The following is a 22,125-nucleotide window of genomic DNA, read 5'->3' as shown; positions in this document are numbered from 1 at the left end:
CCGGCCCGACGCGGGCGCGGCGCGCACCCGAGCTGCCGAGTGCGCCCGCGGCGAACGTCCGATGTCCTCCGGGACCGCTCGGATACGCTGTGCTCGTGGACATCAAGATCGGCATCATCAACAGCCCGCGCGAGATCGCGTTCGAGACCGCCCAGACCGCCGACGAGATCGAGAAGGCCGTGTCTGAGGCCCTCGCGTCGAAGGCGACGCACCTGTCGCTCCAGGACGAGAAGGGCCGTCGCTTCATCGTTCCGGTCGCCGCCCTGGCGTACGTCGAGGTCGGCGCGGAAGAGGCACGCCGCATCGGCTTCGTCGCCTGACGACGTGGAACTGCTCTTCGCCGTCCTCGGCGGCCTGATCATCGGCGGGATCGCGCACGTGGTCCTGCCGTGGCGCGCCAGTCGTGGCGTCCTGATCGGGCCCGCCGTGGGCGGCATCGCCGCTGCCGTGCTGTGGGAGGCGCTGACCTGGGCCGGATGGCGGTACGACGCCACCTGGATCTGGGTCGTGGCCCTGGTCGGTGCGGGCGTCGTCGCCCTCGTCGTCGAGTGGCTGCTCGGGACGCGCCGCGACAAGAGCGACGTCGAGTACTACGAACGGCTCAAGGCCCGCGGGGCCTAGGCCGTCAGGCCGAGGGCGTCCATCCGTCGGGTGTGCGCGGCGATCAGTTCGGTCCAGACCGGCTCGAGCCGCTCCTGGTCCTCGCGAGCGTGCGACGCCAGCGCCGACCGCGCCACGAGCAGGGTGTCGCCGACCAGACGCCGGCCCCACATCGCCAAGCGCGAACCGACCTCGGGGTCGTCCTCGATGCGGGCGGTCAGTTCCTCGACGACCGCGGGTTCCTCACGCGCGTCGAACACGGAGCGCAACCGCTGCCGCACGTCGTTCGGCAGCGACCGAAGCAGGTTGCCGAACAGGTCGTTCAGGATGCCGGCCGTGACGTAGCCGGTCAGCATCGACTCGTACCAGTCGGCGCCGCTCGTGCGCTCGAGGAACCGGTCGATCGCCTCGCGGTGCGGCGCCATCAGTTCCGCCGGGTCCGAACCGTTCCGTTCGATCTCGGCGACGATCGTGCGGTGCCGGTCGAGCGCCGTCGTCGCGAGCACACCGGTCACCAGGCGACCGGACAGCGTCGGCGCCGAGGCACCGGCACGACCCATCGTCTCGTAGACGGAGAGCTGCAGGTACGCGGCCTGGCCCAGGTAGACGTCGAGCTCGGGGGTGACGTCGTCGAGCGCCAGACGCTTGACCTGGCTTGCGTTGCGCGGGTTCCGCGACGCGAGCCACGCTGCTGCGAGCTGCGCCGCGCGCTTCCGGTTCCACCACGACACCACCCGGAGAGCATAGCGGGAACCGCCTCGCGCCCCGCTCCACCCGCCCATCGGTAGACTGGCCCGGACTTCCACCAGAACTAAGGTGATTCTTTGACTTTCGCAGACCTCTCCATCGAGCAGGACATCGTCGACGCGCTCGCGGGCAAGGGCATCCTCGAGCCCTTCCCGATCCAGCAGCAGACGATCCCGCTCGCCCTCACCGGCCAGGACATCATCGGCCAGGCCAAGACCGGTACCGGCAAGACCTTCGGGTTCGGCCTCCCCCTCATCCAGCGCCTCGGCGCCGACCCGGCGCCCGGCGTCAAGGCCCTCGTCGTCGTCCCGACCCGCGAACTCGCGGTCCAGGTGACCGAGGACCTCGAGGTCGCCACCTCGAACCGCCCGACCACCGTCGCGGCGATCTACGGCGGCAAGGCGTACGAGGGCCAGATCGAGCAGCTCAAGGCCGGCGCCCAGATCGTCGTCGGCACGCCCGGGCGCCTCATCGACCTGCAGCGCCAGCGACTCCTCGACCTGTCCCACGTGCAGGAAGTCGTCCTCGACGAGGCCGACCGCATGCTCGACCTGGGCTTCCTGTCGGACATCGAGCGCATCTTCCAGGCCATCCCCGAGGTGCGGCACACGATGCTGTTCTCGGCCACGATGCCCGCGCCGATCGTCGCCCTCGCCCGCCGGTTCATGAGCCGTCCGGTGCACATCCGGGCGACCGACCCGGACGAGGGCCTCATGCAGGCCAACATCAAGCACCTCATCTACCGCGCGCACTCCCTGGACAAGGACGAGGTCATCGCCCGCATCCTCCAGGCCGAGGGCCGCGGCAAGACCGTGATCTTCACCCGCACCAAGCGTGCGGCGGCGAAGCTCGTCGAGGAGCTCAAGGACCGCGGGTTCAACGCCGCAGCGGTGCACGGTGACCTCAACCAGGAGCAGCGCGAGCGCGCGATGGCCGCCTTCAAGGCCGGCAAGCGTGATGTGCTCATCGCCACCGACGTCGCCGCCCGCGGCATCGACGTGGACGACGTCACGCACGTCATCAACCACACGATCCCGGACGACCCGGACACCTACCTGCACCGCGCCGGTCGTACCGGCCGTGCCGGCAAGACCGGCATCGCGGTCACGTTCGTCGACTGGGACGACCTGCACAAGTGGACGCTGATCGACAAGGCCCTCGAGTTCGGCATCCCCGAGCCCGTCGAGACCTACTCGTCGTCGCCGCACCTGTTCGAGGAACTCGACATCCCGAAGGGTACGAAGGGCCGTCTGCCCGGTGCCTCGTCGCACGCCGCGTCGGCCGGTGCCCCCGCCGAGAAGCGCAGCAGCGACCGTCCGGCCTCCGGTCCGCGTGACGCGTCGCGTTCGCGGTCGCGCAGCCGCACCCGGTCAGGAGGCTCGGAGCAGCCCGCCTCGCAGGCTCCCGCCACCGAGTCCGCGGCTCCGACCTCCGCGCCCACCGACGACACGTCGGCCACCGAGGGCGGGACCACCGACGGCGCCGCGAAGCGTCGGCGCCGTCGTCGCCGTCGCGGAGCTGGCACCGGCGATGCCTCGGCGACCGCCTCGGCACCGCAGGGTTCGTCGGACGGCGAGTAGCGCCTCCAGACCGAAGGGTCCGTCGCTGACGCGACGGGCCCTTCGTCGTCTCCACCCGCCGACTGCCCCCGCGAAAGCGACAGATTGCCGCGAACTGTCGGCGGGAATCTGTCGCTTTCGCGGAGGGGTCAGGCCGCGCCGAGCGAGAACTGTCGCTTCGGTGGGGACGAGCCTCGGGTCAGGACAGGCGCGAGCCGGGGCCGACCACGGGCGCGCTCCCGGTGGCCTCGGACAGGATGGCGTCGAACGCGACCCGCGCCGTCCGGTGCTCGCCGAGCCGGTTCGGCTTGCCCGTGCCGTGGTAGTCGCTCGAACCGGTGACGAACAGGCCGTAGCGCGACGCCCAGTCGAGCAGGGTGCGCTTGCCGTGCGCCAGGTTCTCGCGGTGGTCGACCTCGAGCCCGCCGAGCCCAGCGTCGACGAGGTCGCGGAGCATCGGCTCGTCGATGACGATCCCCCGCGACGAGGCTGCCGGGTGCGCGATGACCGGCACACCGCCCGCCCGTCGGATGAGTTCGACGCCGCGCAGGGGCGACGGAGCCTCGTGCGGTTCGTAGTAGCCGGACGCCGGGTGCAGGATGCCGCGGAACGCCGCGCTCCGGTCGGACTCGAGGCCCCGCGCGACGAGCGCATCGGCGATGTGCGGGCGACCGATGGTGGCCCCGGGACTCGCCTGCGCCAGGACGTCGGCCCAGGTGATCGGGTGGTCCTCGCCGATGCGGTCGACCATGCGGTGCGCGCGGGAGAGGCGGCCGGAGCGGATGCGGTCCGTCTCCTCGACCAGGCCCGGGTCGTGTGGATCGACCAGGTAGCCGAGGACGTGCACGCTGCGGAAGCCGATGCGGGTGCTGAGCTCGAGACCCGGCAGGAGCGTCAGCGGCAGCTCGCGTGCGGACACGGAGGCGTCGGCCCAGCCGGCGGTCGTGTCGTGGTCGGTCAGCGCGACGGCGTCCAGGCCGGCGGCTGCGGCCGCTCGGACGAGCTCCGCGGGTCGCTCGGTGCCGTCGGAGACACTCGAGTGCGCGTGCAGGTCGATGAACGGGTCGGGCACGTCGACAATGCTATCCACAGGTGAGGGGCCGCACAGGACGCCGGTGCAGCGCGGTGCGATGATGGGGGCATGGCCGACACGACTCCCCGCGCGACGAGCAACCGATCCACGACCCCCGGGTCCTCGACCTTCAAGGACTTCATCGGGTCGCAGTGGGCCGACCGCGAGCAGACGATCCCCGAGCCCCGCGAGCAGGCCGCCTTCGCTGCCGAGCGTCGGGCCCGCATCTCCGAGCTGCACCCGGGCCGCACGATCGTCGTCCCCGCCGGACAGGCCAAGGTCCGCTCGAACGACTGCGACTACCCCTTCCGCCCGCACTCCACGTTCGCGCACCTGACCGGGTGGGGCACCGACACCGTCGTCGGCTCCGTCCTCGTGATGACGCCGAACGGCTCCGGGCACGACGCCACGCTCTACTTCCGTGCCACGGCCGGTCGTGAGTCAGAAGAGTTCTACGCGAACCCCGAGATCGGCGAGTTCTGGGTCGGCCCGCGTCCCTCGCTCGACGCCGTCGCCGCCGACCTCAGGCTGGCTACGGCCGACCTCGGTGCCTTCTCGGACGTCGCCGACGGGCTCGACGCCTCGGCGCTGCTCGTGCGCGAGGCCGACGACGACCTGACCCGCACCCTCGACGCACGACTCGGCAGCGCCGTCGGCGGCGCGCCGGAGACCGACGACGCACCGGCGACCGACGACGTCCTCGCCCGCGACCTGTCCGAGCAGCGCCTGGTGAAGGACGCGTACGAGGTGGGCGAGCTCCGCAAGGCCGTCGACGCGACGAAGCACGGCTTCGACGACGTGATCGCCGACTTCGACGCCGTCCTGGCACACCAGCGGGGCGAGCGCATCGTCGAGGGCACCTTCAACCGCCGGGCTCGTGCAGACGGCAACACGGTCGGCTACGACACGATCGCCGCCTCGGGCCACCACGCCTGCATCCTGCACTGGACCCGGAACGACGGCGCCGTGCAGCCGGGTGACCTGATCCTCATCGACGCCGGGGTCGAGGTCGACTCGTTCTACACGGCCGACATCACCCGCACGCTGCCGGTCAGCGGCACGTTCTCCCCCGTGCAGCGCATGGTCTACGACGCCGTGCTCGAGGCAGCAGACGCCGCGTTCGCCATCGTCAAGCCGGGCATCACGTTCCGCCAGGTGCACGCCACCGCGATGGAGGTCATCGCCCGCAAGACCGCCGAGTGGGGCTTCCTGCCCGTCTCGGCGGAAGAGTCGCTCGAGCCGGACAACCAGTTCCACCGCCGCTACATGGTGCACGGCACGAGCCACCACCTCGGCCTCGACGTGCACGACTGCGCGAAGGCCCGTCGCGAGATGTACATCGACGGCGTCGTGCAGCCCGGCATGGTGTTCACGATCGAGCCCGGTCTGTACTTCCAGCAGGACGACCTGACCGTGCCCGAGGAGTTCCGCGGCATCGGCGTCCGGATCGAGGACGACATCCTGGTCACCGAGGACGGGGCCGAGAACCTGTCGATCGGCATCCCCCGGACCCCCTCGGAAGTGGAGGGGTGGATCGCCCGCTCCGGCCGCTAGCCTGAGCGGGTGACGACGCCCGACGCCTCCTCCGACACCCGCACGCCGCAGTTCTCGATCGAGGTCGAGCACTTCGACTCCCCCGACGCGCAGCGACTCCGAGCCGCGCAGCGCCTGGAGATCGACCGTGCCTACGGCGGCGACACCGAACCCGGCGAGAAGCCGACGGCGGACTCCATCGCGGTGTTCTTCCTGGCGCGCGACGAGGCCGGCACTCCGCTGGCGTGCGGCGGACTGCGGGTCGTCGACGACGGCATCACCGAGATCAAGCGCATGTACGTCCGGCCGGAGTCCCGCGGTTCGGGTGTGGCGGCCGCGCTGCTGCGTCGGCTCGAAGAGGCCGCGCTCGACCTCGGGTCACCGGCGCTCGTGCTCGAGACGGGGAACGAGCAGAAGCGCGCCGTCGGGTTCTACGAGCGCGAGGGCTTCACGCGGATCGCCAACTTCGGCCCGTACGTCGGCGCCCCGCTGTCGATCTGCTACTCGAAGGTGCTGTAACCCGAACACACCGGCCCCGAGCAGCAGGCGTCAGGGGCGCTCGTCGCCCTTCGGGGACGACGGCGACGACGGGGTCGACGAAGACGACGGTGCCGGCGGAGTCGCGCCGGGCACCCGCTCGCCGTACTGCGGCGGGTCCTGCGGACGACGCTCGGGGATCGCCGGCCCACCCGAGGTGGGTCGGTCGGCGGGGGCGGCAGCGGACGGGTCGGCGTTCTCGCCGTACCGGGGCCCGTCGTTCGTGCCGTACCGCGGCGCGCTCGACGCACCCGACGCCGTGGGCGCATCCGTCTGACCGTCGGGAGCCGACGTGCCGGGCTGCTGCGGGCCTCCTGGCTGCTGGTGGGGTGTGGCGTGTCCGCCGTACGGCGACTGCTGCTGCGGCGGGGCGGGACGCCACGGCTGCTGTCCCTGCACCGGTGCGCCGGGAGCGCCCTGCTGGGGCTGCTCGTTCCAGTGCGTGGACGGCGTCGCACCGTGCTCACCCAGAATCCGCTGCGCCTGACCGGTCAGCTGCGGGTTGACGACGATCTGGTAGTTCGTGGCGAGCACCTGGTGGACGCTCGTGAAGTCGCGCTGTCGCTTGGTGATCGCGAACGAGACGATGCCGTAGAGCATGCCGAACGCGGCGCCGATGATCGCGGCGGCGAGGATCAGGCCACCGGAGCTCGGCGAGAAAAGGGTGAGCACGATGCCGAAGAAGATGCCGAGCCAGAGACCGGACAGGGCTCCGGCGATCGCCGCACGGCCGTAGGTCATCTTGCCGGTGACGCGCTCGACGGTCTTCAGGTCGTTGCCCACGATCGAGAGCTGGTTGACCGGGAAGTCGGCGTCGGCGAGCTTCGCCACGACGCGCTGCGCATCGGGGTAGCTGTCGTACGTGCCGAGGACGTCGCCCTTGGGCAGCGTCGGGAAGGCCTGGGCGGTCCTGCCGGCGAAGGGACTCTGATTGCTCACACAGCCATCATTCACCGCGCACCTTGCAATCGCACGTGCACCACCGGGGAAGCGCCAGCACGCAACCGACTACGCTGGGTCGGGTGAGCGCCACGAAGGTCTTCGTCGCCCGCCTCGCCGGGTGCTCCGTCTTCGACCCCGCGGGCGACCGCGTGGGCAAGGTCCGGGACGTCCTGGTGGTCTACCGCCGGGCCGATCCCCCGCACGTCGTGGGGTTGATCGTCGAGGTGCCGGGCAAGCGCCGCATCTTCGTCAGCGTCGGCCGCATCACCTCGATCGGTGCCGGCCAGGTCATCACCACCGGGCTCGTCAACATGCGCCGCTTCGAGCAGCGCGGCGGCGAGGTCCGGGTGATCGCCGAGATGCTCGGTCGCAAGGTGCTCATCAAGAACCAGCGCATCCGCGCCACCATCGAGGACGTCGCGATCGAGGACCGCGGGCAGGGCGACTGGGAGGTCGCGCAGCTCTTCCTCCGCAAGCCGAAGACCACGCCGTCGCCATTCGGCAAGGGCCCGACGACGTTCGCGACGTGGAACGAGGTCACCGAGGACGAGCTCCCCGGTGAGGCCCAGTCCGCCGAGCACGTCATCGCGGCCTACTCCGACCTGGTGCCCGCCGACCTGGCGAGCACGCTGCTCGACCTGCCGGAGGAACGCCGGTTCGAGGTCGCCGAAGAGCTCCCAGACGACCGGCTCGCCGACGTGCTCGAGGAGATGCCCGACCAGGAGCGCGTCGAGATCCTGTCGCGGCTCGAGGACTCCCGTGCGGCCGACGTCCTCGACCAGATGCAGCCGGACGACGCGGCCGACGTCCTCGCGCAGTTCTCCGACGAACGGAGCGAGGCACTCCTGCAGCTCATGGAGCCGGAGGAGGCGCAGGACGTCCGCATGCTCCTGGAGTACGAGCCGGACACCGCCGGTGGTCTGATGACCACCGAGCCCGTCATCGTCTCCGCCGACGCGACCGTCGCCGAGGGGCTCGCACTCGTCCGCCGACACGACCTCGCCCCGGTGCTCGGTGCCGCGGTGTGCGTCACGCTGCCGCCGTACGAGCCGCCGACCGGTCGGTTCCTCGGGCTGGTGCACTTCCAGCGCATGCTCCGCTACCCGCCGAACGAACGGCTCGGCACGCTCATCGACCAGCAGACCGAGCCGGTCCGGGTCGACGCGAGTGCCGCCGAGGTCACCCGCGTGATGGCGACCTACAACCTGCTGTCCGTCCCCGTGGTCGACGACGCCCACCGCCTCGTCGGGGTGGTGACGATCGACGATGTCCTCGACCACGTCCTGCCGGACGACTGGCGAAGTCAGGGCGAGGGGGAACCCTCACCGCTTCCACGCCAACGCCCGCGCAAGACACCCGTGACGACGGGAAGGAGGACCACCCGTGGCCCGAACGGATGAGAACCGTCGTGATCGCGAGCGCTCCGACGTCCGCCTCGACTCCCCCAAGGGCATGCGCACGCGCGTGCTCCCGACCCGCCGTCGTGGCGGACGCGGTGACACGTTCGGTCGCGCGACCGAGGGCATCGCACGGGGCATGGGCACGCCGTGGTTCCTCATCGGCCTCACCCTGTTCTGTGTGGTCTGGATGGGTTACAACACCCTCGCGCCGAAGCCGTGGCAGTTCGACTCCGCCGCGATCGGCTTCACCGCGCTGACCCTGGTGCTGTCGCTGCAGGCCTCGTACGCCGCCCCGCTCATCCTGCTCGCGCAGAACCGGCAGGACGACCGCGACCGCGTGCAGTTCGAGCAGGACCGGCAGCGTGCGGAGCGGAACCTGGCGGACACCGAGTACCTGGCGCGCGAGGTCGTCGCGCTCCGGCTGGCGATGCGCGACATGGCGTCGAAGGACTTCATCCGTGCCGAGCTCCGCTCGCTGCTCGAGGAACTCGACCGGCGCGACGCCGACGACGCCGGCTACGCGAACGAGCCCGGCAGCTCCACCCGTGGCTGACGCGGCTCCCGCCGACGAGCAGCTGGGCACGGCGGTCCTCGCTGCGCTCGGCCGCGTGATCGACCCCGAGATCCGTCGGCCCGTCACGGAGCTCGACATGATCCGTGGTGTCGACGTGCAGCCAGGAGGCGCGGTGCGCGTCGACCTGCAGCTCACGATCGTGGGGTGCCCCGCCGCCGACACCATCGAGCGCGACGTGCGCGTCGCCGCCGGTTCCGTGGACGGGGTGTCCTCGGTCGACGTCGACGTGTCGGTGATGGCCCCCGCGACGCGTGCCGCGCTGACCGAACGGCTGCGGGCCGGCCGGCCGAACGGCATCCAGTTCACCGCGGACTCGCTCACCCGGGTGATCGCCGTCACGAGCGGCAAGGGCGGCGTCGGCAAGTCGACGGTCACCGCCAACCTCGCCGTCGCGCTCGCCCGCCGGGGCCTGCGCGTCGGGATCGTCGACGTCGACGTGCACGGCTTCAGCATCCCCGGGCTGATGGGTCTGACCGACGAGCACGGCGTCGCCCCGCGGCCGACCCGGGTGGACAGCATGATCCTGCCGCCCGTCGCCCATGACGTGAAGGTCGTGTCGATCGGGATGTTCGTCGACGACGCCTCCACCGCGGTGTCCTGGCGTGGCCCGATGCTGCACCGCACCGTGAACCAGTTCCTGACCGACGTGTTCTTCGGCGACCTGGACGTGCTCCTGCTCGACCTGCCGCCCGGTACCGGCGACGTCGCGATCTCGGTCGGCCAGCTCCTCCCCCACGCCGAGGTCCTCGTCGTCACCACACCCCAGGCCGCCGCGGCCGACGTCGCCGAGCGCAGCGGGATCGTCGCACGGCAGACGGGCCAGCGGGTGATCGGGGTCATCGAGAACATGGCCGGGCTCGTGCAGCCCGACGGCTCGGTCCTGCACCTGTTCGGCAAGGGCGGTGGCGCCGAGACCGCCGCACGGCTGTCCCGCGGGCAGGACGCCCCCGTGCCGGTGCTCGGCAGCGTGCCGCTGTCCGTGCCGCTCCGCGAGGGCGGGGACACCGGCCTGCCGGTGGTCCTCGGCGCGCCGGAGGACCCCGCAGCCGTCGCCCTCGCCGCGATCGCCGACGGCATCACGACGATGGGGCGCGGACTGGCCGGACGGAAGCTGGGCCTGTCGCTGTCCTAGGCTCGTCAGCATGAGCATGGATCACGTCAGCGTCGACTGGGACCGCGCCCGCGACACGAACCGGGCGAACTGGGACGACCGGGTGCCGATCCACGAGGGCGCCTACGCCGTCGACGAGCTGTCCGACCCGGCGCACCGCTCGGACGTCGTGCGCGACGACCTGCCGGCCCTGACGCCGTGGCTGCCGAACGGCTCGCTCGCCGGCCTCGACGTCTGCCACCTGCAGTGCCACATCGGCACCGACACCGTTTCGCTCGCCCGCGAGGGAGCCCGGCTCACCGGCGTCGACTTCTCCCCCGCGGCGCTCGCCTCCGCCGCCGGCCTCGCGACGCGGCTCGGCCTCGACGTCACCTGGGTGGAGACCGACGTACTCGACGCCTGCGCTGCCGTCTCCGGCGACTTCGACGTCGTTTACACGAGCATCGGCACGATCTGCTGGCTCCCCGACCTGGACCGCTGGGCAGCGCAGGTCGCCGGCTTGCTGCGCCCGGGCGGGGTGTTCTTCATCCGCGACGGCCACCCCGCGCTCTACGCCCTCGACGAGACCGCCGACGAACTCGTCACCCGGTACCGGTACTTCCCGGACGGCACCGCGCAGCAGTGGGACGACGCCGGCACCTACGCCGGCGACGGCACCGTGGCGAACACCCGCACGTTCGAGTGGCCGCACCCGCTGTCCGAGATCGTGAACGCCCTGCTCGGCGCCGGACTCCGACTCCGCCGCCTGGACGAGGGGCGCACACTGCCCTGGCGCTTCAGTCCTCGCATGGAGGACACCGGCGACGGCTCGTGGGCGTGGCCCGACGCTGACCGCGACCGGGTTCCCCTGACGTACACGATCGTCGCCACCCGCGACTGACGACGGGCGCCTGCCATCCGCTCGGCGCGCGCCTGTACGTTCGTTCATGGACAGGTCGTTCCACCCCGGAGCATTATGCAAGGGCATTGCACAATGCCCTTGCGGAATGTGACCGCCTGGGCTCCACCCGCCGGACGACGACGTCCGGCCGAGGACAGGAGAACCGTGTGAACCAGAACACCCGAGTACGGATCGGCCTCGTGGCCACCGTCGCCGCAGTGATCGCCGGCGGATCACTCGCCGCAGCACCGGCCATCGCCGCGACACCGTCGTGCGCGACCGCGTGGACCACCGGCACCGCGTACTCCGGCGGTGCCACCGTCAGCGAGAACGGATCGAACTACACCGCGAACTGGTGGACGCAGGGCGACGACCCCGCGACACACGCCGGGGCAACGGGCAGCGGCCAGCCATGGACGTCGACCGGCGCCTGCTCCGGCACGGGCGGCGGGACCACTCCTCCCGGTGGGGGGACGACGACCCCGGGCACGGGCGGGAGCGGCGGCACGGCCAGCGGACTGGTGTTCAGCCCGTACAAGGACATCACCGTGAACCTCGACTGGAACACGAACGTCATGAACACCGCGGTCACCGGGACGCGGATCCCGGTGGTCGGCTCGAGCAACAGCCTGGTGTCGACCCGGGAGCCCGGCCTCAAGGCGATCACCCTCGCCTTCGCGACCGGCACGTGCGGCAGCGAGAACTGGGGCGGCGTCGCGGCGGATGCCTTCGCGAACGCCAACATCCCGAAGCTCGACGCCGCCGGGGTGAACTACATCGTGAGCACCGGTGGAGCCGCCGGTTCGTTCAAGTGCTCGGGCGCCGCACTGCAGTCGTTCATCGCCCGGTACGCGACCCCGCACATGATCGGCGTCGATTTCGACATCGAGAGCGGTCAGTCCGCCGCCGACGTGCAGAACCTGGTGAGCGCCGCGGCCCTCGCCCAGGCGAAGTACCCGGGCATGCGGTTCTCGTTCACGCTCGCGACCCTGGCCGCCAGCGACGGCTCGTACGGCGGGCTGAACAGCACCGGCGACGCCACCGTGAAGGCGATCAAGGCGTCGACCCTGACGAACTACACGATCAACCTCATGACGATGGACTTCGGCCGCGCGACCACCGCGAACTGCGTGCTCTCCGGCTCCACCTGCCAGATGGGCAAGTCCTCGATCCAGGCCGTCACGAACCTGCAGCACACGTACGGCATCGCGTCGTCGAAGATCGAGGTCACCCCGATGATCGGCGTCAACGACACCACCGACGAGGTCTTCACCCTCGCCGACGTCGACACCCTGTCCGCCTACGCGAAGGCGAACGGCCTCGCTGGGATCCACTACTGGTCGCTCGACCGGGACACGCCCTGCGCCTCGACGACGGCGTCGTCCACCTGCAGCTCCGTCCCGAGCGCAGCGGCACTCGCCTGGACAGATCGTTTCCTCGCCGACCTGAAGTAGTCGACCTGAAGTAGTCGTCACCACACCGAACACGGGAGGCCCGGTGCCAGCTGGCACCGGGCCTCCCGTCCGTCAGGTGGTCACGTGACGGGCGTCAGGTCGCTTCCGCGTCGAACGGTGGCGCTTCTCTCGCGGCCAGCGGCACGACGGGAGCCGTCGCGCGCACCTTGGAGGCGGTCACCTGCGCGGTCTGGACCGCGGCGGCGCTGCTGGCGCCGCCGGAGTCGAGGAGCGCATCGCGGATGATCCGGCGGGGGTCGTACTGTCGCGGGTCGAGCTTCTGCCACTCGATGTCGTCGAACTCGGGGCCCATCTCGTCGCGCATCCGCTCCTTCGCGGTGTCGGCGAACCGGCGGACGGCCTTCACGAACTCGGCCAACTTCTGGGCGTACATCGGCAGGCGCTGCGGCCCGAGCAAGAGCACGGCAATGATCCCGATGATCAGGATCTTGTCGAGCGGGATGTTCACGTGAGCGAGCCTAACCCGTTCGGCTCCGATGCACCCCTAGAGTTGTCAACCGAACGGAGTGTGCGTGTCAGAGAAAGAGTCGAACTGGAAGTTCGCCGAGGACATCGTCTCGGAGTCCGAGGCGATCGCCCGCGCTCGTGAGCACTCCCTGGAGCTCGGTGTCGAGGCGATCTCGCCCGCGATCGGCGCGCAGATCGGCGTCATCGCCGCAGCCTCCCGAGCCACGAGCATCATCGAGATCGGGACGGGCCTGGGAGTCTCCGGGCTGTACCTGCTCGGCGGCGCGCCGGACGCGACCCTGACCACGATCGACGTCGAGGTCGACCACCAGCAGTTCGCCCGCGACGCCTACATCAGCGCCGGAACCGCCCCCGCCCGGATCCGGCTCATCCCGGGCCGCGCGAACCAGGTGCTCCCCCGGATGAACGAGGCGTCGTACGACGTCGTCCTGGTCGATGCCGACCCCGAGCACGTCATCGAGTACGTCGAGCACGGGCTGCGGCTCGCACGCCTCGGCGGGACCGTCCTGGTGCCACACGCACTGTGGCGCGGACGCGTCGCCGACCCGGTCAAGCGCGACCGAGCGACGACCGACTTCCGGCTGCTGCTCACCGAGGTGTCGACGTCGGGGGCGGTGCGCAGTGCGCTCTCGCCGGCTGGTGACGGGCTGCTGCAGCTGACGAAGGTCACCGCGTAGCGCACGCTGCGTCACCCTCGCCGTCGGTCACTCGAGGTGCCGGAGGTACCGCTCGGGTGACTCGAGGAACGAGCGCTGGTTGCGCACCAGGTCGAGGTCCTCCCACTCGGTGCGCCGGAACCCCCACTCGCCGACCTCGTGGATCGTCGCGCCGGGGAACGCCGCCAGGACCGGTGAGTGCGTCGAGAGCACGACCTGCCCGACCCCGCTGTCGACGATCGACCGCAGCAGCGCGATGAGCGTCAGACACCCGGAGAAGGACAGCGCCGACTCCGGTTCGTCGAGGATCCAGAGCCCCGGCCACTGCGCGCGGTCGATGACGAAGTCGAGGAACGACTCACCGTGGCTGCGCTCGTGGAACACCGGCTCGGGGCGGGAGTGGTTGGGGTGGTCCTCGAGGTAGCTGAAGAAGCCGTGCATGGTCTCTGCGCGCAGGAAGAACCCGCCGCGGGGCGCACCGAAGTCACGGCGGAGGACGATGTGCTGCCACAGCGACGACTCGGACGGACGCGTCGAGTGGTTCGCCAGGGTGGAGCCGCCCTCGGGTGACATGCCGAACCGGAGCGCGATCGCCTCGATCAGGGTGGACTTGCCGACACCGTTGTCGCCGACGAACACCGTCACCGGGTCGAGGTCGAGTCCCTCGTCGAGCAGCTGCCGCACCGGGGGCAGCGTCGCCGGCCAGACGTCTCGCGGCATCGGGTCCGGGTCGCGGTACTCCTCGACGCGGCGGATCGGCATGTGGGTCCTCGGCACGAGGCCATCCTGCCGGACGCGACCGACAGCGCGACGGGCGCGCACGCCGACGGCGCGGCGCCCCGGACGCAGACGACGGGCCCGGCGCGTACACGCTCCGGACCCGTCGTTCTGGTGCTTTCGACTACGAGGCCGAGACGACCTCAGCGAGTGCGTCATGGAGTTCCTTGGCCTCGGCATCGTTGACCGAGACGACCAGGCGGCCTCCTCCTTCGAGCGGAACCCGCACGATGATGAGTCGACCCTCCTTAACAGCCTCCATCGGCCCGTCACCGGTCCTCGGCTTCATGGCTGCCATCAGATGTCCCCTTTCGTGCAGTACATGCCCGCTCATTATCTCGTATTGATGGGGCAACTGCGAAACCGCCCAGGTTGGGGGTGTCGGATCGGCGGTTCTTCGCGGGTTCCGTTCGTAACCTTGGCGGATGCCGAACATCCGCTCCATGCGCCGTCAGTCCCCCAACGGACGTCCCGAGCGGGCCGGGCGGACCGGACCGGCCGAGCGGACCGGTCCGGCCAGACGATCCGCGCGGTCCGACGACGCAGTGCCCGCCGGCCTGCGGATCGGCGCGGCGTTCACCTGGCGCATCCTCGTCGTGGGTGCCGGCCTCGCCGTCCTGGTGGCGCTGGTCGTGCTGCTGCAGGACATCGTGGTGCCGTTCCTCATCGCGCTGTTGGTCTGCGCGCTCCTCATGCCGATGTCGTCGTTCCTGCAGCGGCACCGGTGGCCGAAGTGGACGGCGGTGCTGTCGAGCCTGGTGGCCCTGGTGCTGGCGCTCGGCGGGCTGGCGCTGCTCGTCACCGAGCAGGTGCGGTCCGACCTGCCGTCGCTCGAACGCCGGCTCCACCACAGCGTGCAGTCCCTGCGGACCCTGCTCGACAGCGAGCCGTTCGGGATCACAGCGAAGGACGTCGACTCGTGGGTGTCGAACGGCTTCGACTACCTGCAGGCGCACGCCTCGACGATCCTGTCCGGGTTCCAGGCCGCCGGCACCGGCGCCGTGCACGTGCTCGAGGGGCTGTTCATCATCGTGTTCACGACGCTGTTCGTGCTCATCGACGGCCCGCGCATCTGGGGGTGGGTCGTCCGGCTCTTCCCGCGCCGGGCACGTGCTCGCATCGACGTCGCGGGGCACGCCGGGTGGAAGACCCTGACGAGCTTCATCCGCGTCCAGCTCGTGGTCGCCGTCACCGACGCCCTCGGCGTGACCATCGGCGCGCTCGCCCTGCAGATCCCGCTGGCGATCCCGATCGGCGTCATCGTGTTCTTCGGCGCGTTCGTCCCCGTCGTCGGGGCGATCGTCGCCGGTGCGGTCGCGGTGCTCATCGCACTCGTGTTCAACGGCTGGGTGCCGGCGCTCGTGATGCTCGGCATCGTGGTGGTCGTGCAGCAGCTCGAGAGCCACGTCCTGCACCCGTTCCTGACCGGCACGGCCGTCAAGGTCCACCCGCTCGGCGTCGTCCTCGGGGTGACCGCGGGCACGACGATCGCGGGTGTCGTCGGCGCGTTCTTCGCGGTGCCGTTCATCGCCACCGTCAACGCGATGGTCGTGGCGGCGGCGAACTGGCGGCCGGGGGACCCGGAGCCGATGTCAGCGACGGTGCCGAAGCGCGAGCGGAGCGGTCCCGCCGCACGGCTCCTGGCCCGCGCCCAGGCCCGTGAACGCCGTGCCGATCACGGCGGGGTCCAGTCGTAGCCGTCGATCCACCAGCAGTAGTACAGCCAGACCCACTGCAGCCCGACGAACGCCACCACGACGGCCACCCGGTACACGCGGGACCGCGGCAGCGCCACGATGCCGAGCAGCGGCGCGATCGGCACCAGGATCCGCCAGGTGCTCGACTGCGGGAAGAACACGGCGAGCAGGTACACCACGTAGGCGATGCCCCAGAGGCGCAGCTCGATCCCGATCACCCGGGCTGCGGGCATGCAGACGAACGCCACGAAGCCGACGACCACGACGGCCAGCAGGACCCCGCCGGCCGGCTGGTGGAACCACCACCCGAAGCCCTGGATCCACGGCGCGAACGGCACGAGCTCCTGCCACCCGACGTAGGACGACCGCCAGGCGAGCTCGGTGTCGGTGTACGCCTTGGGCACCCCGGTGACGGCCCAGGCGATCGCCGGCCACGCCAGGCCGACCAGTCCGGACACGACCGCCACCACGGCGGGCGGCACGAGGCGGCGCAGGGTGAGCGGCTCCGACGACCGCACCCACGCGGGCCGGATCGCCCAGGCGCCGACGAACAGCACGACGAGCAGCGCGAACGCGAGCCCGGTCGGCCGGGTCATGCCGAGCAGGAGCACGACGGGCAGCATCGTCCACCACCGCCGGTCGACCATGAGCAGCAGCGCGACGAGCAGCAGGAACAGCCCCATCGACTCGGCGTACGCCACCTGGAACATCGCCGACACGGGCGCGACGCAGAACAGCACCGTGGCGAAGGTCGCCCGCGCCGGGTCGAGGAAGCGCCCCATCAGGCGACGGAACACGAGCGCAGCGCCGAGTCCGGCGAGCAGCGAGACCGCCACCGCGACGAACTCGAACGACGCGCCGGTGAGCAGCATCAGGCCGCGCACCAGGAACGGGTACGCGGGCATGAACGCCCACGCGTTCTCGGTCACGTGCCCTGCTGCGTCCACGGGCAGGGTCGACGGGTAGCCGCCGGTCGCGATCACGCGGTACCAGGCGCCGTCCCAGATGGACGCGAACGACAGGTACGCCGGATGCTGGACGGTGAACGAGTTCGCCGCCTGCACACTCGCGAAGGCCTGCATCATCAGTCCGGTGACGAACCGGGCGAGCACGTAGACGACCGTGATGCGAACCCACCACGGCACCACCCGGTAGCGGGCGCGCCAACGGGTGCGTGCAGGGGTCGGCCGGGAGACCCCGGCCGTCGTCAGGCCGTCAGCCACCGACGGAGGCCGGCCTCGACCGCGGTGATCTGCGCGACCGGGACCTGCTCGTCGTCGTGGTGGGCGAAGACCGGTTCACCGGGTCCGTAGTTGACCGCGGGCACCCCGAGCGCCGAGAAGCGGGCGACGTCGGTCCAGCCGTACTTCGGGCGGGGCTCCGGGCCACCGACCGCCGACACGAAGTCCTGCGCGAGCGGGGCATCGAGGCCGGGGCGGGCACCGGCAGCGAGGTCGACGATGGTCACGTCGTAGCCGTCGAAGAGTTCGCGGATGTGCGCCACGGCCTCGTCGGCCGAACGCGACGGCGCGAAGCGGTAGTTCACGTGCACCATCGCCTCGTCCGGGATGATGTTGCCCGCGATGCCGCCGCTGATCCCGACGGCGTTGAGGCCCTCGCGGTACTCGAGCCCGTCGACCGTGACCGTGCGGGGCTCGTAGGCGGCCAGCGTGGCGAGGATCGGTGCCGTCTTGTGGATCGCGTTGTCGCCGATCCAGCTGCGGGCGCTGTGCGAGCGCTTGCCGAACGTGCGGATCTCGGCGCGGAGGTTGCCGTTGCAGCCACCCTCGATCTGCGCGCCGGACGGCTCCCCCAGGATGGCGAAGTCGGCGGCCAGCAGTTCCGGACGGGTCCGGGCGAGACGACCGAGGCCGTTCAGCAGGTCGCTGACCTCTTCGTGGTCGTACCAGACCCACGTGACGTCGACCGAGGGCTCGACCAGGTCGTACGCGAGCTTGAGCTGCACTGCACAGCCGGCCTTCATGTCGACGGTGCCGCGACCCCACAGGATCTCGGTGCCGTCCTCGGCGGTGCGGAACTCGGTCGGCAGGTTGTCGTTGAGCGGCACGGTGTCGATGTGCCCGGCGATCACGACGCGGCGGTCGCGGCCGAGGTTCGTGCGGGCGACGATCGCGTCGCCGTCCCGGATCACCTCGAGGTGCGGCAGCGGTGCGAGCACCGCCTCGATCGCGTCAGCGAGGGCCTGCTCGTTCCCCGACACCGATTCGATGTCGCAGATGGCACGGGTGATGTCGATGGACGAGGCGGTGAGGTCGAGCTGCTCCGGCATGCGGTCACCTTATCTGCCGTCGCTCCCGTCGCGCTGGCCCACGGCACGGCGGCCGGGAGGCACGGTGCGGTTCCGCAGCGTCCGTCCGGTCGGTCCGGTGCTCCCGTCCAGTGCGTCGGTACCCTGGTGCGGTGACCGACACGACCGCTGCCACCGACCCGACCGCCACCGCCGACCGCCCGACGCACGCCTGGGGCCACGGCCTCGCGACGATCGCCGCCGACGGCACGACGCTCGACACCTGGTACCCGGAGACCCACCTCGGCCCGCTACCCGCTGACGCGGTGTTCCCCGCCGAACTGCAGGCGCACGTCGGCGACGACCCCCGCCGCGAGGTCCGGATCGAGGCCGTCACCACCGAGGTCACCATCGACGCCGCCCCGACCAGCACCGAGGACGCGTACCTGCGTCTGCACCTGCTGAGCCACCTGCACGTGCGCCCGAACACCATCAACCTCGACGGTGTCTTCGGGTACCTCCCGATCGTCGCGTGGACGAACGCGGGGCCGGTCCACCCGGAGTCCCTGACCCGCCTGCGCCCGTCGCTGCAGCGCGTGGGCATCGCCGTGCACGCCATCGACAAGTTCCCCCGTCTGGTCGACTACGTCGTGCCGGACCGCGTCCGCATCGGTGACGCCAACCGCGTCCGTCTCGGGGCGCACCTGGCGCCGGGCACGACCGTCATGCACGAGGGCTTCGTGAACTTCAACGCCGGCACCCTCGGCGACGCCATGATCGAGGGCCGTGTCTCGCAGGGCGTCGTCGTCGGCAACGGCACCGACATCGGCGGCGGGGCGTCCATCATGGGCACGCTCTCCGGCGGCGGCACGCACCGGGTCTCCCTGGGCGAGCGCGCGCTGCTCGGTGCGAACGCGGGTCTCGGCATCTCCCTCGGCGACGACTCCGTCATCGAGGCCGGCCTGTACGTCACGGCGGGAACGAAGGTCGTCCTGGTCGGCGCCGCACCGAACCCGGACGGCACGCCGAAGACCGTCAAGGCCGCCGAGCTGTCCGGCACCCCGAACGTCCTGTTCCGGCGCAACAGCGTCAGCGGCGCCGTCGAGGCGCTGCAGCGCAAGGGCGAGGGCATCCAGCTCAACACCGCGCTCCACGCGTAGGCCTGGCCCTGCGAAAGCGACAGAGTCCCGCGAACTGTTCGCGGGACTCTGTCGCTTTCGCGGGTAAGAACGCGCGTCAGCGTGCGGGGAGGTCCCGCTTCGGCGCACCCACGTAGAGCTGCTGCGGGCGACCGATCTTGTTGAGCGGGTCGTTGTTCAGCTCGCGCCACTGCGCGATCCAGCCGGGCAGGCGGCCGATCGCGAACAGCACCGTGAACATCCGCGGCGGGAACCCCATCGCCTTGTAGATGATGCCGGTGTAGAAGTCGACGTTCGGGTACAGCTTGCGGTCGATGAAGTACTGGTCGCTCAGCGCGATCTGCTCGAGCTCCTTCGCGATGTCGAGCAGGTCGTCCTGCACGCCGAGGGACTCGAGCACCTCGTCCGCCGACTCCTTGACGAGCTTCGCGCGGGGATCGTAGTTCTTGTAGACGCGGTGTCCGAAGCCCATGAGCTTCACGCCGCGCTCCTTGTTCTTCACCCGCTCGACGAAGCGCTGCACGGGCTCTCCGGAGTCCTTGATCTGCTGCAGCATCTCGAGCACGGCTTCGTTCGCGCCACCGTGCAGCGGCCCGTACAGGGCGTTGATGCCGGCCGAGATCGAGGCGAACATGTTCGCCTTCGTCGAGCCGACCAGGCGGACCGTCGCGGTGGAGGCGTTCTGCTCGTGGTCCTCGTGCAGGATGAGGAGCCGGTCGAGGGCCTTCGACAGCACCGGGTTCGGCTGGTAGGTCTCGGCCATGGTGCCGAAGTTCAGGCGCAGGAAGTTGTCGACGAACGACAGCCCGTTGTCCGGGTACAGGAACGCCTGCCCGATGGACTTCTTGTGCGCGTAGGCGGCGATCACCGGCAGCTTGGCGAGCAGCCGCACGGTCTGCAGCTCGACCTTCTCCGGGTCGTCGACGTCCATGTCGTCCTCGTAGTACGTCGACAGGGCGCTGACGGCACTGGACAGCACGGACATCGGGTGCGCGGAGTGCGGGAGCGCGTCGAACAAGCGCCGGAGGTCCTCGTGCAGCAGGGTGTGCCGACGGATGCGGGCGTCGAAGTCGGCGAGTTCGGACTCGTCGGGCAGCTCGCCGTAGATCAGGAGCCACGCGACCTCGAGGAAGGTGCAGTTCGACGCAACCTGGTCGATCGGGTACCCGCGGTACCGCAGGATGCCCTCGTCGCCGTCGATGTAGGTGATCGCGCTCTTGGTCGACCCGGTGTTCACGAACCCGTAGTCGAGCGTGTTCATCCCGGTCTGCTTCTTGAACGTCGAGATGTCCATCGTGGACGCGCCGTCGACGCTCGGCAGGATCGGGAACTCCGCGCTGCCGCCCGGGTACGTCAGCGTTGCGGTCTCGCCCGTCTGTTCGGCGGCGGGACTCACGGGCACGGGCGTCGTGGGCGGTGTGGCCGTCTTCTGAGCGTCGTTGGCAGTGTCAGTCACGATGACAGCCTAATCGCGGCGTCTGTCGCTCGTGCACACATCGATGGTCACGACTTGGTGGGAACCCCCGGTTGCGCTCCGGGCGGAATGCACGATCCGGCCGGTCGCGGGGTCCGTCCCCGCGCTACGCGGTGCCGAGCCGACGGCTGCTGGCCAGCCGCTGGGCCGCCGCGGCGATGCGCTCGTCGGTCGCGGTGAGGGCCACCCGGACGTGCTCCCCGCCCGCCGTGCCGTAGAACGTGCCCGGTGCGACGAGGATCCCGCGGTCGGCCAACCAAGACACCGTGTCGAGCGCGGGCTCACCGCGGGTCGCCCAGAGGTACAGGCCGGCCTCGCTGTGGTCGATGCGGAAGCCGGCGTCCTCGAGTGCCCGTCGGAGCATGTTCCGGCGCGCCCGGTAGCGGGCCTTCTGCTGCTGCACGTGGGTCTGGTCCGCGAGTGCGACGATCATCGCTTCCTGCACCGGCAGTGGCGGCATGAGCCCCGCGTGCTTCCGGACCGCGAGCACGTCGGCGAGGATCCGGGCGTCACCGGCGACGAACGCCGCACGGTACCCAGCGAGGTTCGACTGCTTCGACAGCGAGTACACGCTGAGCACGCCGTCGACCGAGTCGCCGACGACGCGGGGGTCGAGGATCGTGGGGGTCGGGGTGGTCGCGTACTGCGGGTCCCAGCCGAGCTCGGCGTAGCACTCGTCACCGACGATGACGGCACCGAGTTCGCGGGCGCGGTCGACCGCGACGCGCAGGTCGTCGATCGAGAGCACGCGGCCGTCGGGGTTGCCGGGCGAGTTCAGCCACACCAGCTTCGTCGTCGCCGGCCACGCCGCCGGGTCGTCCGAGGCGTGGGCGTCCGCACCGACCAGGGCCGCGCCGAGCTCGTAGGTGGGGTACGCAGCGGCGGGGAACACCACGGTGTCGCCGGCGCCGATGCCGAGCCAGAGCGCCAGGCCGGCGATGAACTCCTTCGACCCGATCGTCGGCAGCGTGTGCGCCTCGGTCAGCTGCACCCCGTGCCGGCGGCCGTACCAGTCGGCGATGGCCTGCCGCAGCGCCGGGGTGCCGGCGACCTGCGGGTAGGCGTGCGCGTCGGTGGCGTCGGCGAGGGCGCGTCGGACGACCTCGGGGGTCGGGTCGACGGGCGAACCGACGCTCAGGTCGACGATGCCGCCCTCGTACCCGGCCGCGCGCTGCTTGAACGGGACGAGCTGGTCCCAGGGGAAGTCGGGCAGGTCGAGCGCCACGTGCGTGTCCG

General features: G+C 70.8%; 23 protein-coding genes. 13 read left to right on the top strand and 10 right to left on the bottom strand.

The window, feature by feature from the left end:
• Positions 1-95: 95 nt before the first annotated feature.
• Positions 96-320, top strand: a complete 225-nt coding sequence (locus EDF31_RS04650) for a DUF3107 domain-containing protein (protein ID WP_111084998.1) — start codon at positions 96-98, stop codon at positions 318-320.
• 4 nt (positions 321-324) lie between these two features.
• Complete coding sequence (locus EDF31_RS04645; protein ID WP_123294090.1) at positions 325-621, top strand: hypothetical protein; 297 nt, start codon at positions 325-327, stop codon at positions 619-621.
• Here EDF31_RS04645 and EDF31_RS04640 read toward each other — a convergent pair.
• Positions 618-1,334, bottom strand: coding sequence for a ferritin-like fold-containing protein (locus tag EDF31_RS04640; RefSeq protein ID WP_235035842.1), 717 nt, complete (start codon positions 1,332-1,334; stop codon positions 618-620). The genes EDF31_RS04645 and EDF31_RS04640 overlap by 4 nt on opposite strands.
• Before the next feature lie 90 nt (positions 1,335-1,424).
• On the opposite strand from EDF31_RS04640, the gene EDF31_RS04635 reads away from it, so the two are divergent.
• Positions 1,425-2,927: a DEAD/DEAH box helicase gene (locus EDF31_RS04635; protein WP_123294092.1), complete on the top strand. Its 1,503-nt coding sequence runs from the start codon at positions 1,425-1,427 to the stop codon at positions 2,925-2,927.
• Positions 2,928-3,105: 178 nt separating this feature from the next.
• Here EDF31_RS04635 and EDF31_RS04630 read toward each other — a convergent pair whose 3' ends face one another.
• Positions 3,106-3,978 carry a PHP domain-containing protein gene (locus EDF31_RS04630; RefSeq protein WP_131845355.1) on the bottom strand — a complete coding sequence of 291 codons (873 nt, stop codon included), beginning with the start codon at positions 3,976-3,978 and terminating at the stop codon, positions 3,106-3,108.
• Positions 3,979-4,047: 69 nt separating this feature from the next.
• Here EDF31_RS04630 and EDF31_RS04625 point away from each other — a divergent pair, with 69 nt between their 5' ends.
• Both EDF31_RS04625 and EDF31_RS04620 read left to right on the top strand, forming a co-directional pair.
• Positions 4,048-5,532, top strand: coding sequence for an aminopeptidase P family protein (locus tag EDF31_RS04625; RefSeq protein WP_131845354.1), 1,485 nt, complete (start codon positions 4,048-4,050; stop codon positions 5,530-5,532).
• Positions 5,533-5,541: 9 nt separating this feature from the next.
• A complete protein-coding gene (locus tag EDF31_RS04620; protein ID WP_131845353.1) occupies positions 5,542-6,030 on the top strand; it encodes a GNAT family N-acetyltransferase in 489 nt (162 codons plus the stop codon).
• A 30-nt stretch (positions 6,031-6,060) separates the two neighbouring features.
• Here the strand turns inward: EDF31_RS04620 and EDF31_RS04615 are convergent, their stop codons facing one another.
• Positions 6,061-6,987: a general stress protein gene (locus tag EDF31_RS04615; protein WP_131845352.1), complete on the bottom strand. Its 927-nt coding sequence runs from the start codon at positions 6,985-6,987 to the stop codon at positions 6,061-6,063.
• A gap of 83 nt (positions 6,988-7,070) precedes the next feature.
• Between EDF31_RS04615 and EDF31_RS04610 the strand changes: the two genes are divergently transcribed.
• The 5 genes from EDF31_RS04610 to EDF31_RS04590 all read left to right on the top strand — a co-directional run bounded on the left by EDF31_RS04610 (position 7,071) and on the right by EDF31_RS04590 (position 12,409).
• Positions 7,071-8,390: a CBS domain-containing protein gene (locus tag EDF31_RS04610; protein ID WP_111084991.1), complete on the top strand. Its 1,320-nt coding sequence runs from the start codon at positions 7,071-7,073 to the stop codon at positions 8,388-8,390.
• Positions 8,391-8,442: 52 nt separating this feature from the next.
• On the top strand, positions 8,443-8,943 hold the full coding sequence (locus tag EDF31_RS04605; protein ID WP_111085044.1) for a DUF1003 domain-containing protein: 501 nt from the start codon (positions 8,443-8,445) through the stop codon (positions 8,941-8,943).
• Positions 8,936-10,096: an Mrp/NBP35 family ATP-binding protein gene (locus EDF31_RS04600; protein ID WP_131845351.1), complete on the top strand. Its 1,161-nt coding sequence runs from the start codon at positions 8,936-8,938 to the stop codon at positions 10,094-10,096. Before EDF31_RS04605 ends, EDF31_RS04600 begins: the two co-directional genes overlap by 8 nt.
• Before the next feature lie 10 nt (positions 10,097-10,106).
• Positions 10,107-10,955: a methyltransferase gene (locus EDF31_RS04595; RefSeq protein ID WP_131845350.1), complete on the top strand. Its 849-nt coding sequence runs from the start codon at positions 10,107-10,109 to the stop codon at positions 10,953-10,955.
• 167 nt (positions 10,956-11,122) lie between these two features.
• A complete protein-coding gene (locus tag EDF31_RS04590) occupies positions 11,123-12,409 on the top strand; it encodes a carbohydrate-binding protein (protein ID WP_165901326.1) in 1,287 nt (428 codons plus the stop codon).
• A gap of 94 nt (positions 12,410-12,503) precedes the next feature.
• On the opposite strand, the gene EDF31_RS04585 is transcribed toward EDF31_RS04590, so the two are convergent.
• Positions 12,504-12,878, bottom strand: coding sequence for a twin-arginine translocase TatA/TatE family subunit (locus tag EDF31_RS04585; RefSeq protein WP_131845348.1), 375 nt, complete (start codon positions 12,876-12,878; stop codon positions 12,504-12,506).
• A gap of 64 nt (positions 12,879-12,942) precedes the next feature.
• Between EDF31_RS04585 and EDF31_RS04580 the strand changes: the two genes are divergently transcribed.
• Positions 12,943-13,575 (top strand): class I SAM-dependent methyltransferase, encoded by a 633-nt coding sequence (locus tag EDF31_RS04580; protein WP_123294100.1) that lies wholly within the window; start codon positions 12,943-12,945, stop codon positions 13,573-13,575.
• A gap of 27 nt (positions 13,576-13,602) precedes the next feature.
• Here EDF31_RS04580 and EDF31_RS04575 read toward each other — a convergent pair whose 3' ends face one another.
• Complete coding sequence (locus EDF31_RS04575; RefSeq protein ID WP_131845347.1) at positions 13,603-14,331, bottom strand: AAA family ATPase; 729 nt, start codon at positions 14,329-14,331, stop codon at positions 13,603-13,605.
• 124 nt (positions 14,332-14,455) lie between these two features.
• Positions 14,456-14,629 (bottom strand): DUF3117 domain-containing protein, encoded by a 174-nt coding sequence (locus EDF31_RS04570; RefSeq protein WP_123673120.1) that lies wholly within the window; start codon positions 14,627-14,629, stop codon positions 14,456-14,458.
• 127 nt (positions 14,630-14,756) lie between these two features.
• Between EDF31_RS04570 and EDF31_RS04565 the strand changes: the two genes are divergently transcribed.
• On the top strand, positions 14,757-16,028 hold the full coding sequence (locus EDF31_RS04565; protein ID WP_243649848.1) for an AI-2E family transporter: 1,272 nt from the start codon (positions 14,757-14,759) through the stop codon (positions 16,026-16,028).
• On the opposite strand, the gene EDF31_RS04560 is transcribed toward EDF31_RS04565, so the two are convergent.
• Positions 16,007-17,251, bottom strand: coding sequence for a hypothetical protein (locus EDF31_RS04560; RefSeq protein ID WP_131845346.1), 1,245 nt, complete (start codon positions 17,249-17,251; stop codon positions 16,007-16,009). The two genes, EDF31_RS04565 and EDF31_RS04560, sit on opposite strands and share 22 nt — an antisense overlap.
• Positions 17,236-18,318: a succinyl-diaminopimelate desuccinylase gene (dapE, locus tag EDF31_RS04555; protein ID WP_123294103.1), complete on the bottom strand. Its 1,083-nt coding sequence runs from the start codon at positions 18,316-18,318 to the stop codon at positions 17,236-17,238. The genes EDF31_RS04560 and dapE overlap by 16 nt, the downstream gene beginning before the upstream one ends.
• 131 nt (positions 18,319-18,449) lie before the next feature.
• Here dapE and dapD point away from each other — a divergent pair, with 131 nt between their 5' ends.
• Complete coding sequence (gene dapD, locus EDF31_RS04550; RefSeq protein ID WP_131845345.1) at positions 18,450-19,436, top strand: 2,3,4,5-tetrahydropyridine-2,6-dicarboxylate N-succinyltransferase; 987 nt, start codon at positions 18,450-18,452, stop codon at positions 19,434-19,436.
• A gap of 76 nt (positions 19,437-19,512) precedes the next feature.
• Here the strand turns inward: dapD and EDF31_RS04545 are convergent, their stop codons facing one another.
• Both EDF31_RS04545 and dapC read right to left on the bottom strand, forming a co-directional pair.
• Positions 19,513-20,811 carry a citrate synthase gene (locus tag EDF31_RS04545; protein WP_123340789.1) on the bottom strand — a complete coding sequence of 433 codons (1,299 nt, stop codon included), beginning with the start codon at positions 20,809-20,811 and terminating at the stop codon, positions 19,513-19,515.
• A gap of 184 nt (positions 20,812-20,995) precedes the next feature.
• A complete protein-coding gene (dapC, locus tag EDF31_RS04540) occupies positions 20,996-22,114 on the bottom strand; it encodes a succinyldiaminopimelate transaminase (RefSeq protein ID WP_131845344.1) in 1,119 nt (372 codons plus the stop codon).
• Between the last annotated feature and the right edge of the window lie 11 nt (positions 22,115-22,125).

The sequence above is a fragment of the Curtobacterium sp. PhB142 genome (assembly GCF_004341255.1).
In the GTDB taxonomy this organism is placed as follows: domain Bacteria; phylum Actinomycetota; class Actinomycetes; order Actinomycetales; family Microbacteriaceae; genus Curtobacterium.
Note: the sequence above shows the minus strand (reverse complement) of the source record. Positions and strands in the feature narration are given on the sequence as shown.